This is a genomic window from Paenarthrobacter sp. AR 02, assembly GCF_021538675.1.
Classification (GTDB): Bacteria; Actinomycetota; Actinomycetes; order Actinomycetales; family Micrococcaceae; genus Arthrobacter.
This window is the reverse complement of sequence record NZ_JAJUKH010000006.1, coordinates 1-16,870: the sequence shown is the minus strand read 5'-3', so window position 1 is coordinate 16,870 and position 16,870 is coordinate 1. Positions and strand designations below refer to the sequence as shown.

General features: G+C 62.7%; 16 protein-coding genes. 10 read left to right on the top strand and 6 right to left on the bottom strand.

Annotated elements, in window-relative coordinates:
- Nucleotides 1–241: 241 nt before the first annotated feature.
- The 5 genes from LRQ04_RS12970 (at nt 242) to LRQ04_RS12950 (ending at nt 5,618) form a co-directional block, all read left to right on the top strand.
- Nucleotides 242–1,594 carry a hemolysin family protein gene (locus LRQ04_RS12970; protein ID WP_235520562.1) on the top strand — a complete coding sequence of 451 codons (1,353 nt, stop codon included), beginning with the start codon at nt 242–244 and terminating at the stop codon, nt 1,592–1,594.
- The gene (locus LRQ04_RS12965) at nt 1,591–2,652 is read left to right on the top strand and encodes a hemolysin family protein (RefSeq protein WP_235520561.1); all 1,062 of its coding nucleotides are present in this window, start codon (nt 1,591–1,593) and stop codon (nt 2,650–2,652) included. The genes LRQ04_RS12970 and LRQ04_RS12965 overlap by 4 nt, the downstream gene beginning before the upstream one ends.
- Nucleotides 2,653–2,768: 116 nt before the next feature.
- The gene (locus tag LRQ04_RS12960) at nt 2,769–3,770 is read left to right on the top strand and encodes a metal ABC transporter solute-binding protein, Zn/Mn family (protein ID WP_235520560.1); all 1,002 of its coding nucleotides are present in this window, start codon (nt 2,769–2,771) and stop codon (nt 3,768–3,770) included.
- A gap of 141 nt (nt 3,771–3,911) precedes the next feature.
- On the top strand, nt 3,912–4,727 hold the full coding sequence (locus LRQ04_RS12955; RefSeq protein ID WP_235520559.1) for a metal ABC transporter ATP-binding protein: 816 nt from the start codon (nt 3,912–3,914) through the stop codon (nt 4,725–4,727).
- Nucleotides 4,728–5,618: a metal ABC transporter permease gene (locus tag LRQ04_RS12950; RefSeq protein ID WP_235520558.1), complete on the top strand. Its 891-nt coding sequence runs from the start codon at nt 4,728–4,730 to the stop codon at nt 5,616–5,618.
- Here the strand turns inward: LRQ04_RS12950 and LRQ04_RS12945 are convergent.
- Nucleotides 5,615–6,082, bottom strand: coding sequence for a Fur family transcriptional regulator (locus LRQ04_RS12945; RefSeq protein WP_235520689.1), 468 nt, complete (start codon nt 6,080–6,082; stop codon nt 5,615–5,617). The genes LRQ04_RS12950 and LRQ04_RS12945 overlap by 4 nt on opposite strands.
- A 93-nt stretch (nt 6,083–6,175) precedes the next feature.
- Here LRQ04_RS12945 and LRQ04_RS12940 point away from each other — a divergent pair, with 93 nt between their 5' ends.
- Nucleotides 6,176–6,829 carry an MBL fold metallo-hydrolase gene (locus LRQ04_RS12940; protein WP_235520557.1) on the top strand — a complete coding sequence of 218 codons (654 nt, stop codon included), beginning with the start codon at nt 6,176–6,178 and terminating at the stop codon, nt 6,827–6,829.
- On the opposite strand, the gene LRQ04_RS12935 is transcribed toward LRQ04_RS12940, so the two are convergent.
- Entirely contained in the window at nt 6,826–7,908 is a 1,083-nt protein-coding gene (locus tag LRQ04_RS12935; RefSeq protein ID WP_235520556.1) for a PLP-dependent cysteine synthase family protein, read from the bottom strand. The genes LRQ04_RS12940 and LRQ04_RS12935 overlap by 4 nt on opposite strands.
- A gap of 71 nt (nt 7,909–7,979) precedes the next feature.
- Here LRQ04_RS12935 and LRQ04_RS12930 point away from each other — a divergent pair, with 71 nt between their 5' ends.
- From LRQ04_RS12930 to LRQ04_RS12920, 3 genes are read left to right on the top strand one after another with little or no spacing between them, the layout of a single operon-like run.
- The gene (locus tag LRQ04_RS12930; protein ID WP_235520555.1) at nt 7,980–8,897 is read left to right on the top strand and encodes a sulfurtransferase; all 918 of its coding nucleotides are present in this window, start codon (nt 7,980–7,982) and stop codon (nt 8,895–8,897) included.
- Nucleotides 8,894–10,048: an NAD(P)-dependent alcohol dehydrogenase gene (locus LRQ04_RS12925; RefSeq protein ID WP_235520554.1), complete on the top strand. Its 1,155-nt coding sequence runs from the start codon at nt 8,894–8,896 to the stop codon at nt 10,046–10,048. Before LRQ04_RS12930 ends, LRQ04_RS12925 begins: the two co-directional genes overlap by 4 nt.
- Entirely contained in the window at nt 10,045–10,473 is a 429-nt protein-coding gene (locus LRQ04_RS12920) for an HIT family protein (RefSeq protein ID WP_235520553.1), read from the top strand. The genes LRQ04_RS12925 and LRQ04_RS12920 overlap by 4 nt, the downstream gene beginning before the upstream one ends.
- Nucleotides 10,474–10,534: 61 nt before the next feature.
- Here LRQ04_RS12920 and hrpA read toward each other — a convergent pair whose 3' ends face one another.
- Genes hrpA through LRQ04_RS12905 form a run of 3 tightly spaced genes read right to left on the bottom strand, consistent with a single transcriptional unit; the run spans nt 10,535 to nt 15,692 of the window.
- Complete coding sequence (gene hrpA / locus LRQ04_RS12915) at nt 10,535–14,482, bottom strand: ATP-dependent RNA helicase HrpA (RefSeq protein ID WP_235520552.1); 3,948 nt, start codon at nt 14,480–14,482, stop codon at nt 10,535–10,537.
- A 13-nt stretch (nt 14,483–14,495) separates the two neighbouring features.
- Entirely contained in the window at nt 14,496–15,488 is a 993-nt protein-coding gene (locus tag LRQ04_RS12910; protein ID WP_235520551.1) for a YafY family protein, read from the bottom strand.
- A gap of 33 nt (nt 15,489–15,521) precedes the next feature.
- On the bottom strand, nt 15,522–15,692 hold the full coding sequence (locus LRQ04_RS12905) for a hypothetical protein (protein WP_014922190.1): 171 nt from the start codon (nt 15,690–15,692) through the stop codon (nt 15,522–15,524).
- Nucleotides 15,693–15,773: 81 nt separating this feature from the next.
- Between LRQ04_RS12905 and LRQ04_RS12900 the strand changes: the two genes are divergently transcribed.
- A complete protein-coding gene (locus LRQ04_RS12900) occupies nt 15,774–16,742 on the top strand; it encodes a GlxA family transcriptional regulator (RefSeq protein ID WP_235520550.1) in 969 nt (322 codons plus the stop codon).
- Nucleotides 16,743–16,747: 5 nt separating this feature from the next.
- Here LRQ04_RS12900 and LRQ04_RS20760 read toward each other — a convergent pair.
- On the bottom strand, nt 16,748–16,870 hold a 123-nt coding region (locus tag LRQ04_RS20760; protein ID WP_374198948.1), incomplete at its 5' end, for an integrase core domain-containing protein.

Genomic DNA, 16,870 nt, shown 5'->3' with positions numbered 1-16,870 from the left:
TATGGACAGTAAATCTAGGTGCCGGCCTGGGAACTGTCGGGGGAGCCAAACTGGCAACTCCGCACAGCGTGCCCGTCGAGCCGGCAACACCCGTTCACATGCCCATCACGCGCCGGCGTTTTCTGCCGGTGGTGCCGCAGACCATGCGTCCGCGGCGCCCGACCAGCCTCCGCCGGGCCGAATTCCCTGGCCGATGGCGTTATCCCCATTGCACGCGCCCACCCTTGGGGTGATGCGCTAAGTGGAATGGATTCTTCTCCTTGCCGGCTTTGCCCTGATTCTTGGCACCGGCTTTTTCGTAGCAGTTGAGTTTTCCTTGGTGGCTCTGGACCAATCCAGTGTCCAGCGTGCGGTCGACAACGGAGACCAAGCAGCGGCCCCCCTGTTGAAATGCCTCAAGTCGCTCTCAACGCAGCTCTCCAGCTGCCAACTCGGCATCACGCTGACCACGCTGCTGACCGGTTTCGTAATGGAGCCCTCCGTTGGGCAGTTGCTGTTGGGTCCTTTGGGCTTGTTGGGCCTTCCCTCCGAGGTGGTGCATTCGGTGGCGTTGATCGTTGCGATGGTCTTCGCGACGCTCCTGTCCATGCTGATCGGTGAGTTGGTTCCCAAGAACATGGCCATCGCCCTCGCTTTTCCGTTGGGCAAGCGGCTCGCCCGTCCGCAGCTGATGTTCACTGCAGTGTTCAAACCGGCGATTGTGGTTCTCAATGGTTTCTCGAACAAGGTGCTGAACCTTTTCGGCCTCGAGGCCAAGGAAGAGATCTCGGGGGCACGGACTCCCGCGGAACTCGCTTCGTTGGTCCGGCGCTCCGCTGAACTCGGGACGCTGGATGCCGGCACGGCCAACTTCGTGGCGAGAACCCTGAACTTCTCCGGACGCACGGCGGCGGACGTCATGACGCCGCGAATCCGGATGGAAACAATCGACGCCGACCAGTCGGTGGCCGATATCCTCGACGCCGCCCGTCGAACCGGCTACTCGCGGTTCCCCGTCATCGGCGATTCGACGGATGATATCCGCGGGGTGGTCCATGTCAAGAAAGCTGTGGCCGTACCGGCTGAGCGTCGTTCGAAGCTCCAGGCCGGTGCGATCATGACCGACGTCCTCCAGGTTCCGGAGACCATCCACTTGGATGCGCTCCTGTCCGAACTGCGTGAAGGGAATCTGCAGCTGGCAGTTGTCCTGGACGAATACGGTGGCACGGCCGGCATCGCCACCCTCGAGGACCTCGTGGAAGAGATCGTAGGCGAAGTGGCGGACGAGCACGACAAGGTCCGCCCCGGCGTTCTGCAGAGCGCATCAGGGGACTGGTATTTCCCGGGCCTTCTCCGGCCCGACGAAGTAACCGAGCAAATCCCCAACTTGGTTGTCCCCGACGAATCTGCCTATGAAACCGTGGGCGGGTATGTCATGAGCCAGCTGGGACGTATCGCCAAGACAGGCGACGTCGTGGACGCGGTCGGCGGCACGTTGACGGTGACCAGGATGGACGGCCGCAGGATTGACAGGATCTGCTTCCACCACGTGGAGACGGATGAATCGTCACCCGAAGACGCTGAAGGCGCCCATCACGAAGCAGGTGCCCTATGAGCGACTGGGTAGGAATTGTCTGGCTGGTCGTGCTCCTGATCGGAAACGCGTTCTTCGTGGGTGCGGAATTCGCGGTCATGTCGGCACGGCGCAGCCAGATAGAACCACTGGCTGAGGCGGGCTCCAAACGTGCGCAGACAACATTGCGTGCCATGGAAAACGTCTCGCTCATGCTGGCTTGCGCCCAATTGGGCATCACCGTTTGCTCGCTCCTGATTCTCCAGGTGGCCGAGCCCGCTATCCACCATTTGCTCGCTGAACCCCTCGAGCTTGTAGGTGTTCCGGTTGAGTTGGCGGACATCATCGCCTTCGCGATCGCCTTGCTGTTCGTAACATTCCTGCACGTCACCTTTGGCGAAATGGTTCCGAAGAACATCTCGGTGTCCGTGGCCGACAAGGCGGCGCTGCTGTTGGCTCCGCCGCTGATGTTCATTGCCCGCATGGTCAACCCAGTCATTTGGACCCTCAACTGGCTGGCCAATCACATCCTGCGGTTGATGAAAATCGAGCCCAAGGACGAGGTCTCTTCCTCCTTCACCCTGGAAGAGGTCCAATCGATTGTCCAGGAGTCCACGCGCCACGGATTGGTGGACGATGACGCGGGCCTGTTGAGTGGAGCCCTGGAGTTCTCCGAGCACACGGCGGCCCACATCATGGTCCCGCTGGACAAGCTCATGGTGCTCAAGACGGCTTCCACGCCCGTGGACCTGGAGAAGGCCGTCAGCCGCACGGGTTTCTCACGGTTCCCGATGGTGGACGACGACGGCGAACTCGCCGGCTACCTGCACGTGAAGGACATCCTGTCCATCCCGGAGGAAGGTCGGAAGCACCCTATTGCCGAGGGCCGCATCCGCTCGTTGGCAAACCTGGCACCGGATGACGAAATCGAGCAGGCCATGTCTGTCATGCAACGCACGGGATCACACCTGGCGCGGGTGGTGGGCGCCGGTGGCGACACCCAAGGCGTGTTGTTCCTCGAGGACGTCATCGAGCAGCTGGTTGGAGAGATCCGGGACGCTACCCAAGCAACGGGTATCCGCCGCTATGGTGGCCAGTAGGTCAAATAAAGGACAGTGAGCCGGGTCTGGCGTCGATCATTTCGGTCGGCGCCAGATCTGTCTAAATAGGAATCATTCCCATTTAAGGCTACACTGAAGTCCGTCCGCAATTGTGTTTGATTCTCATTTTGAGTAGATCCGAGGTCTTCGTGCGTCTTACCGCCGCCCGCCTGTCCCTGGCCGCCTCTGCAGGCCTTGCCGCGCTCCTGCTGTCCTCCTGTGCCGGCCCCGCAGCGACTGACAGCCAGTCACCGTCGGGTGCTATAGAGGTCGTCACCTCGACGAACGTCTACGGCGACATTGTCAAGGCCATCGGCGGGGACAAGGTGGACGTCAAGGCAATCATTACCAAGACCAGCCAGGACCCGCACTCCTACGAGGCCAGCGCCCAGGACAAGCTGGTCATTTCCAAAGCCAAGCTGGTGGTGGAGAACGGCGGCGGGTACGACGATTTCCTGCACAAAATCGCTGATGAGACCAAGATCGGTCACGAGAACATGATCAGCGCTGTCGATATCTCAGGCCTCGCTCCCGATGGGGAATCCCCCAGCGCGGACGCCCACAGCGACGAGCCCCACGCCCACGATCACGGCAGCTTCAATGAGCACGTCTGGTACAACCTGGATGCCATGGGCAAGCTCGCTGATGCCGTTGCGGCCAAGCTTGTCAGCCTGGATGCCGGTTCCGCTGCGACTTTCACTGGCAACGCGGATGCTTTCAAAGCAAAACTCGCTGGGCTGACCGGCACGTTGAATACTCTCAAGGCGGCGAACGAGCACCAACCCGTCGCCATCACTGAACCGGTTCCCCTATACCTCCTTGAAGCGGCCGGCCTGGAGAACAAGACACCCGAGGCTTACAGCGCTGCCGTCGAAGAGGGGACCGACGTGCCGGCATCGGTACTGAAAGAGACCACCGACCTCCTCGGTTCCAAGTCGGTGCGGCTCCTTGCCTACAACGAGCAGACGGAGGGCCCGCAGACCGAAGCGGTCAAGCGCGCGGCAGAAGCCTCCGGCGTGCCGGTACTGAACTTCACCGAGACGCTGCCGGAGGGCAAAGACTACGTCCAGTGGATGGCCGACAACGTGGAGTCCATCGCCTCGGCCTTGAAGAAGTAGCCTTACCCAAGGACCTGGCTGGGGTGAAGGGTCCCGTTGGCGTCCTAAGATGTTCAGGATGGCTACGGGGCCTTTCCTGCCCCCTGCACAACAGCACCAGAACTATTGCGTTCCCAGCAGCGCTTGGATCGAGGACAACTTTTGACACCGGTAGTGAGCCTCCGCGGCGCCAGCCTGCAGTTCGGCAAGAGGACGCTATGGCGGGACCTGGACCTCGACATCAACCCGGGAGAGTTCTTTGCCGTCCTGGGGCCCAACGGCAGCGGTAAGACGAGCTTCCTTAAGGTGCTCCTCGGGTTGCAGGAACTCCAGTCCGGTACCGTTTCCCTGGGCGGCCACCCCGTGGAACGTGGCAGTAAACGGATCGGCTACATTCCACAGCAGAAGGCGTTCGCGCCAGATACCCCGCTGCGTGCCCGCGACCTGGTGGGGCTGGGGATCGACGGGCACCGCTGGGGAATCAGGTTGTCCTCGCGCACGGTAAACCAACGGATCGATGACTTGCTGGAGCAGGTAGGGGCCTCCGATTACGCCAAGGTTCCCGTGGGCCAGCTGTCCGGCGGTGAGCAACAGCGGCTTAGGGTGGCCCAGGCGCTGGCCTCCGAGCCGCAGGTCCTCCTGTGCGACGAGCCGTTGCTCTCGTTGGACCTGCATCACCAGCAGGGCGTCAGTGCTCTGATCAATAAACAATGCCACGAGAGGGACAGTGCGGTGGTTTTCGTGACCCACGAAATCAACCCGGTGATCGATTATGTGGATCGCGTGCTCTACCTGGCAGGTGGGCAATTCCGTGTGGGGACGCCACAGGAAGTGATGACCACGGAAGTTCTTTCGGAGCTGTACAACAGCCACGTGGAAGTCATCCATACCAACGGAAGGATCGTCGTCGTCGGTCTTCCCGACGCAACCACGCACTTCCATGACGATGCGCACGCCAGCGTCGGGGAGGAGCTCTAAGTGGATCTCGCTACTGTTTTTCAGACCATCTTCAATTTTGAGAACTACTCCGAGCTTCTGGTCCTGGTCCAGAACTCCATCTGGGCCGGGGCGGTTCTGGGGCTGCTGGGCGGCTTGGTTGGCACGTTCGTGATGAAACGCGATCTCGCATTCGCTGTTCACGGAATCTCGGAACTGTCCTTTGCCGGCGCGGCTTTTGCGTTGCTGATTGGCGCGGACATCATCTTCGGGTCCTTGATCGGTTCGGTGGCCGCAGCCGTTCTGCTGGGCTTCATGGGCGTCCGGGCCCGGGATAAGAATTCGATTATCGGCGTCATTATGCCCTTTGGCCTGGGCCTGGGGATCCTGTTCCTGGCGCTGTATGAGGGCCGGGCAGCCAACAAGTTCGGGCTGTTGACTGGGCAGATTGTGTCCGTGGATACCGTTCAGCTACAGGTTCTTGCCGGGACCGCCGTCGTGGTGATGCTTGCGTTGGTGGCCATCTGGCGGCCACTGAGCTTCGCCAGCGTGGACCCTGAAATGGCTGAGGCACGCGGTGTCCCGGTGCGGGGTCTCGCGATTGGCTTCATGGTTCTGTTGGGTGTCAGCGTGGCGCTGTCCATCCAGATTGTTGGCGCACTGTTGGTGCTTGCCTTGCTCATTACCCCCGCTGCGGCTGCTTTGAAAGTGACAACCTCACCCAAATTGGTGGTGGTGCTCAGCGTTGCCTTTGCCATGACTGCCACCGTGGGTGGCATCCTCCTGGCCCTGGGAAGCCGTATCCCCATCAGCCCCTACGTCACCACGTTGTCGTTCCTGATCTACGTGGTGTGCCGGGTGATAGGACGCGTCCGCGCCAAGAGGGGCCTCAACGGGCGGGTGTCGCGGGAACAGCCTGCGGGAGCGCTCTAGAGCTTTCCCGCGGCTTTCTTCGCAGTGCACTCAGGGCAGAGCCCGAAGATCTCAACCGTGTGCGCGACCTCGGTGAAGCCATGTTCCGCAGCCGTGCGGGCAGCCCAGGTCTCGACGGCGGGGGCCTCCACCTCGACCGCTTTTCCGCAGTTGCGGCACAGCAGATGGTGGTGGTGGCCGGTGACTGCGCATCGACGGTAGACGGCCTCTCCTTCGCCGTTGCGCAGGACATCAATCAGTCCGTCATCCGCCAGGGACTGCAGGATGCGGTACGCGGTGGCAAGGGACACCGAGATGCCCTTGTTTTGCATCAGCCGGTACAGCTCCTGGGTGCTGACAAAGTCGTCCAATTCATCCAGAGCGGCGCTGACAGCCAAGCGTTGCTTGGTGACACGTTGCTCCTTCACACCGCCGGAGGCCGGCGTGGCCGGGCCTGTCGTGGTGGAACCGGTGCCGTGTGGCATTGACTGACTCACTTCCGTGGGGATCCTGGCGAACCCCAATTTTACCAGCAGGGAACCTTGGAAACTCTCAGGGGCCGCCCCTAGGCTGTCCCCATGAAGCTCACCAAGTACACCCACGCATGTGTCCGCTTGGAGAAGGACGGAAACGTCCTTGTCATCGACCCCGGGGCCTTCTCTGAGGCCGAAGAAGCGTTGAAGGGGGCGCACGCAGTACTCATCACGCATGAGCATAACGACCATATCGACTCACCCGCCGTTCTGGCAGCCCTGCGGAGCAACGAGTCGCTGGTAGTCCACGCCCCGGCCGGTGTCGCCACCGCACTCAAGGAAAACAGCGACATCGCTGCCCGTGTGCACGTCGCCGAGCCCGGCTCTGACTTCCAGGCCGCCGGCTTTGGCATTAAGACCTTCGGCGGCCAACACGCCGTGATCCATCACCAGATTCCGGTCGTGGCGAACATCGGTTACCTGGTGGACGGGAACGTGTTCCACCCGGGAGATTCCTTCGTGGTCCCGGACGGACTGGACGTCAAGACACTCCTGGTACCCATCCATGCGCCGTGGTCCAAAGTAGGCGAGGTCCTGGACTTCGTGATCTCCGTGCGTGCTCCCAAAGCGTTTCCGGTCCATGATGCGCTGCTCAACGATATGGGACGGGGCCTCGTTGAAGGCCACGTCACCCGGATTGGTTCCCGTTACGGGACCACGTACCAGTCGCTGGCGCCGCGGGACTCCGTAGAGGTCTAGCCGGTCCAGGTTCCCGTGTCGTGGAAGTGCTTCAACACCGCTTCATGCGGCGCGGGATCCAGGCCGTGCGAGGCAAGCCACCCGGCGTCGTTGTAGCTGCCCGCGTAGCGGTCGCCGCCGTCGCACATGAGCGAAACGATGCTGCCTTGCCGTCCTTCGGCGATCATGGCTGCCACCAGTTGCCAAACGCCCCAGAGATTGGTGCCGGTGGAGGGTCCCGCGTGCAGGCCGGTGAGTTTGCGGAGATGCCGCATGGCGGCTACGGACGCGGCATCGGGGACCTGGATCATGTGGTCTATCACCGCCGGAATGAAACTCGGCTCGGCGCGCGGACGGCCGATGCCTTCAATGCGGGAGGGCAATCCTGTGGCTGTGGATGCGTCGCCGTCCCGCCAGGCCGGGTAGAAGGCCGAGTTTTCGGGATCAACGACCGCAAGGCGGGTGCTGTACCGGTTGTAGCGGAGGTAGCGGCCGATCGTGGCACTGGTGCCGCCGGTGCCGGCTCCGACCACGATCCATTCGGGCACCGGGTGCTCCTCCAAGGCGAGCTGCTCAAAGATGGATTCGGCAATGTTGTTGTTGCCCCTCCAGTCGGTGGCGCGTTCTGCGTGGGTGAACTGGTCCATGTAGTAGCCGCCGCACGTCTTCGCGGTCTCTTCGGCCACCGCGTAAACCTCGGACGCGTGGTCCACGAACAGGCACGTGCCGCCGAAGTCTTCGATCAACGCGATCTTTTCGGGGCTGGTTGTCCTGGTCATGACCGCGATGAACGGCAGGCCGATCAGCCGCGCAAAGTACGCCTCGGAAACCGCCGTGCTGCCGCTGGAAGCTTCGACGATGGTGGTGCCTTCGGTGATCCACCCGTTGACCAGGCCGTAGAGGAACAGTGAGCGTGCCAGACGGTGCTTGAGGCTGCCTGACCGGTGCGTCGACTCGTCCTTCAAATACAACTGCACACCCCAGTGCTCCGGTAACGGCACTGCGTAAAGGTGGGTGTCAGCCGAACGGTTGTTCTCCGCCTCGATTTTGCGGATGGCCTCGCTGGCCCAAGCCCTGTCCTGAATACACGAATTGCTCACTGGATAAGCCTAGGCTGGAATCCGGGCGCCGACAGCAACGGTGCCCGTGCCGTCGGACCGAAGGAGAACCCATGGACACTCTGATCAGCGCTGCAGGGCTTCGCAAGCGCCAGGAATCGGGCGAGCGGACTGTGCTCCTGGACGTACGTTGGGTTCTGGGGCGCAGCGATGGGCACAGCGAGTACCTGGCCGCCCATCTGCCGGGTGCTGTTTTTGTGGACCTCCCATCAGAGCTCGCAGACCACGCGCTGCCCGAGCGGGGCCGCCACCCGTTGCCTTCCCCGGAACGCTTCCAGGCGGCCGCGCGCAACTGGGGGATTAACGACGGTGACACAGTGGTGGCGTACGACAACAGCGGCAGCATGGCGGCGGCCCGCGTGTGGTGGATGCTGCGGAACGCCGGTTTCGGCTCGGTCTACCTTCTCGACGGCGGCCTTTCCGCTTGGCGTTCGGAAGGTTACCCGGTGGAAGAAGGAGCGGTGCAGCCCGCCGTCGGAAACGTCACTTTGGGCGACGGTGCCATGCCGGCCATTACCGAATCGGAAGCCGCAGGGTGGCCGCAGCACGGGACGTTGCTCGACGCCCGGGCAGGGGAGCGTTACAGGGGTGAAGTGGAGCCCGTCGATCCCAGGGCGGGACATATCCCGGGGGCCGTGAGTGCTCCGACCACCGAAAACGTGGCAGCCGACGGTACGTTCCTGCCTGCAGACCAACTGCGCCGGCGGTTTGAATCCCTGGGCCTGGAAGATTCCAGCGACGTTGCCGTCTATTGCGGTTCCGGCGTGACGGCGTCGCACGAGATTGCCGCTCTTCATGTCGCTGGATTCACGGCATCGCTTTTTCCGGGATCTTTCTCGCAGTGGTCCAACAACTCCGGTAATCCCGTGGCGGTAGGAGCTGAACCGTTCGAGGCCGGGGCTGGGAGTGAAGGCCGTCACGCTGGTCGGAGTAGCACCAGCGCCACTGCCGGGAGTAGCGTCGAAGGATGACACCCGGACGCCCTGTGCCCCCGCCACTTGCCAAGACCATCACCCCTGATCCGGACTGGACCGGAGCCGGCTCCAGTACGCTGGCCGCAGCCTACGGCGCAACGGCGCCTGACAGCGGGCTGGTGCCCCTGACGGTGGCACGCCGGATCCCCACGGAAGACGACGTGGAGATCGCGATCGAATTCTGTGGGCTCTGCCATTCGGACGTCCATGCCACGCGTGGGGAATGGCGCGTTCCGCCGTATCCGCTGGTACCCGGGCACGAAATCGTGGGACGGGTGACCCGTGTGGGCTCCGCCGTGCAGGATTTCGCGCCGGGCGACCACGTTGGCGTTGGTTGCATGGTGGATTCGTGCCGCGAATGCGAAAGCTGCCTCGACGGCCTGGAACAATACTGCGAGCGGGGCAACATCGGCACCTATGGTGCCCCGGACCCCCGGCACGGTGACGCTGTCACCCAAGGCGGATACTCGACGTCGGTGGTGGTTGACCGCCGGTTCGTGCTGAGGATCCCCGACGCCCTGGATCCCGCAGCGGCAGCACCGCTGTTGTGTGCCGGTATCACTACGTATTCCCCGCTGCGGTACTTCGACGTCGAAGAGGGCGACACCGTAGGTGTTGTGGGCTTGGGCGGACTGGGTCACATGGCCGTCAAGATCGCCAAGGCCATGGGCGCGGAAGTCACGGTGTTCACTACCTCCGAGTCCAAGTTCGACGCAGCCCGTGAACTCGGAGCCGACCACGTGGTTCTTTCCAAGGACTCCGAGGCCATGGAAGCAGCCAACCGCAGCATCGACGTCATCATCGACACGGTCGCTGCACCCCACGACCTCAACCCCTATTTCCGGACGCTCCGCCTGGACGGTGCCCTCTTCCAGTTGGGCCTTCCTGCCGACGACATGCCGCCGGTCAGCCCCGCCCTGTTGATCCGGCGACGGCTCGCCTACGCGGGTTCGCTGATCGGAGGCATCGCGGAAACACAGGAAATGCTGGACTTCTGTGCCGAACACGGTGTCGCCAGCGACATCGAGATCGTGGGAGCCGAACAACTGAACGAAGCGTACGACCGCATGGTGGCCGGCGACGTGAAGTACCGTTTCGTTCTGGATACCGCAACACTCCAGGAACCATCGGAAAGGGCAGACGCATGAGCACGCTGTTCACCAGGATCATTGACGGGGAGATTCCCGGCCGCTTCGTCTGGAAGGACGATGAAGTGGTCGCCTTCCTGACCATCGCACCGCTTACACAGGGCCACACATTGGTGGTGCCGCGTGAGGAGGTTGACTCGTGGACGCATGCAAGCCCGGAGCTGCTGGCCAAGGTCATGGACGTTGCCCAAAGCATCGGGAAAGTACAGGAGGAGCTCTTTGACGCCAAGCGCGTGGGCGTCCTGATGGAAGGCTTCGAAGTGGAGCACCTGCACGTGCACGTGTGGCCGGCCTACTCCACCGCGGACTTCGAAGTGCACAACGTAGACCACAACCCGGATCCGGCGGTCATGGACGCTACTGCGGTGAAGCTCCGTGCAGCCCTGCGGTCTGCGGGGCACGGGGACGTCGTTCCGGCTGACTGAGACCCTTCCAAGAGTTAACCCGGCGGTGCTGAATCAGCGCCGCCGGGTTTCTTGTTGGCGTTTATGCCGGGGCAAGAGCCTGGTTGAGGACGGTACGGATGCGCTTCTCCGACACGGAGTAGGCGGTTCCGAGCTCCACGGCGAACAGGCTGACCCGCAGCTCTTCGATCATCCAGCGCACCCGGGTTAACTCGGTGCCTGCCCGGCGTCCGGGCAGCAGGGCGGAAACGGCGTCGTCGTAGTCGTCCTCGAGGCCTTGCACGACTGCCATGTTGAGGCTGTCGCGTTGGACGTTGCCGGGCAACTTCTCCAGGCGCTTCTCAATGGCCTGCAGGTACCGCGGCATCTGGCTCAGTTGCGCGTAGCCCGTCCGTGCCACAAAACCCGGGAAGACCAACTGTTCCAGCTGGCTCTTCATGTCATTGAGCGCACTGATCAAGGGCAGGCTCGCGTTGGACTTCAGTTCCTTCTGGATGCGGCGGGTGCTCGACAAGATACGCTCGACGACGGCGGTCACCGTGAACACGGTGTCGATCAGTTCTGCCCGGACTACTTCATACAGTGCATCAAAGGACTGTCGGTCCCACGGAAGTTCCTGCGGCGTCAACTTATCGATCGCAGCAAGGGCGCAGTCCGCAATCAGGGCGCTGACGGATCCGTGCGGGTTCTGGCTGAACGTGAGCTTCTCCATGTTGCTCAGGTGCTCCAGCACGTAACGGTCGGGGGGTGGAATACGCAATGCCAGGAGCCGGATGACTCCACCGCGCATGGCGGCCTCCTGTTCCTCCCGGGTCTGGAAGACCCGGAGCGCCACGGACTTGCCCTCATCCACCAGGGCCGGGAAACCGGTGACGGCATGGCCCTTGACGGTCCGCGTGACCTGGCGTTCCACGGTGCCAAAGTCCCATTCCGTGATGCCGCTCTTCTCTGCCACCGCACCATCACCCGCCGCTGAAGTACCGGGCGCTGTGTGCTGGCCGGTAGTCGTACCAGGTGTGCCGGCTCCCGCTCCGTTCTTGGCGCGGGACGTCGTGGCCGGGGTAGCTCCGAGCGACTCGGCAATGGCGCGACGGGTGGCCGGTGCCAGCTTCTCCTGGAGCTCAGCGAGGTCCTTGCCCTCGTCCAGTACCTTGCCTTTGCTGTCCACTACCTTGAAGCTCACGCGCAGGTGTGCCGGCACGGCATCCCAGTTCCATGAGCCCGGAGGTATCACATGTCCTCGCAGCCGGCGCAGTACGAGCTCCAGGGAAGGCTCGAGCTCGTCGGTTGCGGGATCGAAGTCAGCTTCAAGGGCTGCGGTTGCCTGCCTGGCGACGTCCGGTGCCGGAACGAAGTTCTTGCGTACCTGCTTGGGCAGGGATTTGATGAGGGCTGTGACGAGCTCTGCACGTTGGCCGGGTATTTGCCAACGGAACGGGGCGTCGTCCAACTGGTTAAGGAACAACACCGGAACCTCAGCGGTCACGCCGTCGGACGGGTTGGGAGCCGATCCCGGCGCCACGGGGTGGAACTCGTAGCTCAGGGGGAGTTCAAAGCCCTTGTGCATCCACGTCTTTGGGTACGCTGAGTCATCCAAGGACTCGGCTTCTTCACTCATCAGCAGGGACTGGTCGAAGTCCAGAAGGGCGGGGTCCGATTGGCGGGCGTCTTTCCACCACTTATCAAAGTGCCGTTCGGAAACCACGTCCTTGCCTACGCGGGCGTCGTAGAACTCAAAGAGCGTCTGGTCATCCACCAGGATGTCGCGCCGACGCATGCGCGTTTCGAGTTCTTCGATTTCCTGCAACAGGGCACGGTTACGGTGGAAGAATTTGTGGTGGGTCTTCCACTCTCCTTCCACCAAAGCGTGACGAATGAACAGTTCCCGGGACAGTTCGGGATCGATGCGCCCGTAATTGACCCTGCGGTTGGGAATGATCGGCACACCATACAAGGTGACTTTTTCGTGGGCCAGCACGGCGCCCTGGCGCGAGGACCAGTGCGGTTCGCTATAGGAGCGCTTCACCAGGTCCGGTGCCACCTGTTCGGCCCACAGGGGGTCGAACTTCGCGGCAACGCGGGCCCAGAGCCGGCTGGTTTCCACCAGCTCAGCGGCCATGACAAACGCCGGCGACTTCTTGAACAGCGCTGACCCGGGGAAGATCGCGAACCGGGTGCCCCGCGCGCCGGCGTATTCGCGCTTGCGCTCATCCAGGAGGCCGATGTGGCTCAGCAACCCTGACAGCAGGCTGATGTGGATGCCCTCATAGTTGCCCACAGGGTCCGCTTCGCGCTTGTTGTTCAGGGTGATGCCCAAAGGCTTGGCCATTTGCCGGAGCTGTGTGAAGAGATCCTGCCACTCGCGGACGCGCAGGTAGTTGATGAACTCATTGCGGCACAGCCTGCGGAATTGGGTGGATGAGAGCTCCCGCTGCTTTTCCTGGATGTAATTCCACAGATTGAGGAAGCCTGTGAAGTCCGAGATCTCATCGCGGAAACGTGCGTGTTTCTCCGCGGCGAGCTGCTGCTTGTCCGTAGGCCTCTCCCGAGGGTCCTGGATGGTCAAAGCCGCGGCGAGGATCATGACTTCCCGGACGCAGCCGCGCTTGCCGGCCTCCACAATCATGCGGCCCAGCCTGGGATCAACCGGCAATTGGGCAAGTTGATGGCCGACGGCGGTCAGGCCACCACCGTTTCGGCCGTTGCCGCCGGCGCCGGCAGGCTTGGAGGCACGCAAGGCGCCGAGTTCGCGGAGGAGAGTGACGCCGTCGTTGATGGCCCGTGACTCCGGAGGCTCCACGAAGGGGAAGTTCTCGACGTCCTTTGGACCGCGCGCAACCCCCATTGCTGTCATCTGGAGGATGACGGCCGCGAGGTTCGTACGCAGGATCTCAGGGTCCGTGAACTGCGGACGCGACTCGAAGTCCTCTTCCGAGTAAAGACGGATCGCTATGCCTTCGGACACACGCCCACAACGTCCTGAGCGCTGGTTGGCCGAGGCCTGGGAGACGCGTTCGATGGGAAGGCGCTGGACCTTGGTCCGGTGCGAGTACCGGGAGATCCGTGCCGTGCCGGTGTCGATCACATACTTGATTCCCGGTACGGTCAACGATGTTTCGGCCACGTTGGTAGCCAGGATGATGCGCCGTTTGCCGCCCGGGTTGAAGACCTTGTGTTGTTCCTGGAGGCTGAGGCGGGCGAAGAGGGGAAGCACTTCCGCCCCGGCAAGGCGGCGGTTCGTTTGGATACGGCCATTGATGGCCTCTGCAGCGTCACGGATTTCGCGCTCGCCGGAGAAGAAGATGAGGATGTCGCCCGGGGCTTCCTTGGCGAGCTCGTCAACGGCGTCGCACACGGCATCGAGGGGATCGCGGTCCTCTTCGAGCTCGTCGTCCGAATCGTCCTCGTCCCCGCCCGCCGGCTGAGACAGTGGGCGGTACCGGATTTCCACCGGGTAGGTCCGCCCGGAGACTTCAATGATCGGTGCCGGATCTTCATCGGTACCGAAGTGCTTGGCGAAGCGCTGGGGGTCGATGGTGGCGGAGGTGATGATGACCTTGAGGTCCGGGCGCTGGGGAAGGATCCGCTTGAGATAGCCCAGGATGAAGTCGATGTTGAGGCTTCGTTCGTGCGCCTCATCGATGATGATCGTGCTGTATTTCCGCAGGAGTTTGTCCCGCTGGATCTCCGCAAGCAGGATGCCGTCGGTCATCAGCTTGATTTTGGTGGACGCGCCCACCTCGCCGGTGAAACGGACCTGGAAACCCACTTCCTGGCCGATTTCGACGCCAAGTTCGGAGGCTATGCGTTCGGCAACAGTGCGCGCCGCAAGGCGGCGCGGCTGGGTGTGGCCGATCAGGCCCTTGTCTCCAAGGCCTAACTCGAGGCACATCTTGGGGATCTGGGTGGTCTTACCAGAGCCGGTTTCGCCGGCAATGATGGTTACCTGGTTGGCCGCGATGGCCGCCATCAGATCCTCGCGGCGCTCGGATACGGGCAGCTCTGCGGGGTAGGAAATATGAAGTGTCATGGCTGCTGCCAGTCTACTGTGGCTTGGTTCCGGCGTCCGCGACCTCCGACACAGTCCCGGCCGCTGCACGGAGGCGATGGGAAAGGTCCAAGGCGAAGGTCCTGAATTCCTCCGGCTCGATGATCTCGAAATTCATGTCCAGCGAGGCCAGATAGGCCCCCGCTGAGGCCAGGCTGTCCCATCCGGACCGCAGGATCGTGGCCTGGTCGCCGTCGGCCGTTAGGGTGGCGTACTGGGAACTTACGACGGCGGCTACCTCGGCGAGGGGCGCGCGGAGCCGCACGACGACGTCGAACCTGTAGGGCGAACGCGTAATTGATTGCTGTACGTACGCCGCAAGGTCCTCTGCCGGCAACGGCCGTGGAGTGTACTTCCTGCGTTCCGAAGGCAGGGAAGCAAAGCGGTCGGCCCGGAACGTCCGCCAGCCTTCCCGCTCCAGGTCCCACGCCACCAAGTACCAGCGCCGGCCGGTGTCCACCAGCCTGTAGGGTTCCACCAGCCGGCGAGCGGAGTCGCCGTCGGACCTGACGTACTCGAAGGAGATCTGCCGCCTGTCGGATATCGCCGCCGAAACCACCGTTAACTGTTGCGGATCAACGCTCGCCGCGTTGCTGGGAAGGGTGGTCACGGCAGCTTTCAACATGGCGAACTTAGGGCGAAGCCGGGAAGGCAGGACCTGTTCCAGCTTTGCCAACGCCCGCACGGAGGCCTCCCCGATTCCCGCCACCGGGCCCGCCGCGACGGAATTCAGGCCCAGGGCGACGGCCAAAGCTTCGTTATCGTCAAGGAGGAGGGGCGGAAGCTGCGCGCCGGCGCCAAGTTGGTAGCCGCCGGCGATCCCGGGGGTGGCGTGAATGGGGTAGCCAAGGTTGCGAAGCTTGTCGATGTCGCGGCGCACCGTCCGTTCGGTGACGCCCATGCGGTCAGCCAGGTCTGGTCCGGTCCATTCCCGGCGAACCTGCAACAGCGACAAGAGTTGAAGGAGCCGGGCCGAGGTTTGGATCATGCAAGCGAATCTAGTCCATGGCCGGGCGATTCCTCAGTAGATGCGCGGATTCCAGTAGGGGCTGCTCGGAGCATCGAAAGCGCTCCACGGTTCCTTGGAGTTGATGGGCGGGTTGTGGCCGCGGCCATCCTTCAAGAGGGCTGAAACGGTAGCGGCAACGGCGGTGATGAGGACGATGAAGAGGATGATTCCGAAGATTTCCATGCCTCCAGCCTGCTCCTGTGGCAGGTCAAGAAACAGTGGCAGAAATGCCCCATTTAGATAATTTTCTGCCACACTGGATGTATGTTGAAATCAGTGGCGGTGATCGTTGTTCCCAACTTCTCGATCTTCGAATTCGGCACGGCTTTCGAAGTCTTCGGCATTGACAGGACTGACAGGGACGGCGGAGTTCCGGGTTTCGACTTCCGGGTCTGCGCCCCGGAACCGGGTGATATCCGGATGAAGTCGGGGCTCTCCCTGCACGTGGAGAACGGACTTGAGGCAACCGCGGACGCGGACCTTGTGATCATGACCCCCTTCGGCAGGGACCAGGAGCTGCCCGAGTCCGTCCTGGAGGCCCTGCGCGCGGCACACGAGCGGGGAGCATGGGTCATGTCCATCTGTTCAGGGGCCTACGCGCTGGCCCGCGCCGGATTGTTGGACGGGCGCCGCTGCACCACCCACTGGCACTACTCGCATGACCTTGCAGCGCGCTACCCGGAGATCATCGTGGACGAGAACGTCCTTTACGTCCAGGACGGAACCATCATCACCAGTGCAGGCACGGCCGCAGGAATCGACGCGTGCCTGCATTTGGTCCGCGTCGAACTGGGAGCCAACGTCGCAACGGCCATAGCCCGCGACATGGTGGTGCCGCCGCACCGTGACGGCGGACAGGCCCAGTTCATCGACCGCCCCATGCCGCAATGCGGATCAGCGCCCATGGAGGAACTCCTCCGCTGGATGGTGCAGCACCTTGACCAGGAGCACAGCGTCAACGAGCTGGCGGCCCGGCTGCACATGTCCCCCCGGACGTTCGCGCGCCGATTCCGTGCTGAAACCGGAACAACACCCGCCGCATGGCTGAACTCGCAGCGGGTAATAAGGGCCCAGGAACTCTTGGAGAGTACGGAACTGAACATCGACGAAATTGCCCGCGAGGCAGGTTTTGGGCATTCAGTGCTCCTCCGGCACCACTTCACCAAGGTCCTCTCGACCAGCCCACAGAGCTATCGCCGGGCGTTCCGCGGACAGCTGGCCGAGGCAATCTAGGTGTACTAACCCGGTAGGTTGGTGACGCGGCTGGCTGGGGAGGCGCCTTTGAGTGCCGTGTGTGGCCTGCTGCGATTGTAGTGCTCGATGAAGTCCTGGTAACAGGCTTGGCGTTCGGTTTCTGAGGT

What these genes read in the sequence shown, in the direction of transcription:
- LRQ04_RS12940 (WP_235520557.1), top strand. Translation starts at nt 6,176, where the DNA reads ATGAAGCTCACCAAGTACACCCACGCATGTGTCCGCTTGGAGAAGGAC.
- hrpA (WP_235520552.1), bottom strand. Translation starts at nt 14,482, where the DNA reads ATGACACTTCATATTTCCTACCCCGCAGAGCTGCCCGTATCCGAGCGC.
- LRQ04_RS12945 (WP_235520689.1), bottom strand. Translation starts at nt 6,082, where the DNA reads ATGCCACACGGCACCGGTTCCACCACGACAGGCCCGGCCACGCCGGCC.
- LRQ04_RS12900 (WP_235520550.1), top strand. Translation starts at nt 15,774, where the DNA reads ATGTTGAAATCAGTGGCGGTGATCGTTGTTCCCAACTTCTCGATCTTC.
- LRQ04_RS12905 (WP_014922190.1), bottom strand. Translation starts at nt 15,692, where the DNA reads ATGGAAATCTTCGGAATCATCCTCTTCATCGTCCTCATCACCGCCGTT.
- LRQ04_RS12930 (WP_235520555.1), top strand. Translation starts at nt 7,980, where the DNA reads ATGGACACTCTGATCAGCGCTGCAGGGCTTCGCAAGCGCCAGGAATCG.
- LRQ04_RS12925 (WP_235520554.1), top strand. Translation starts at nt 8,894, where the DNA reads ATGACACCCGGACGCCCTGTGCCCCCGCCACTTGCCAAGACCATCACC.
- LRQ04_RS12920 (WP_235520553.1), top strand. Translation starts at nt 10,045, where the DNA reads ATGAGCACGCTGTTCACCAGGATCATTGACGGGGAGATTCCCGGCCGC.
- LRQ04_RS12965 (WP_235520561.1), top strand. Translation starts at nt 1,591, where the DNA reads ATGAGCGACTGGGTAGGAATTGTCTGGCTGGTCGTGCTCCTGATCGGA.
- LRQ04_RS12910 (WP_235520551.1), bottom strand. Translation starts at nt 15,488, where the DNA reads ATGATCCAAACCTCGGCCCGGCTCCTTCAACTCTTGTCGCTGTTGCAG.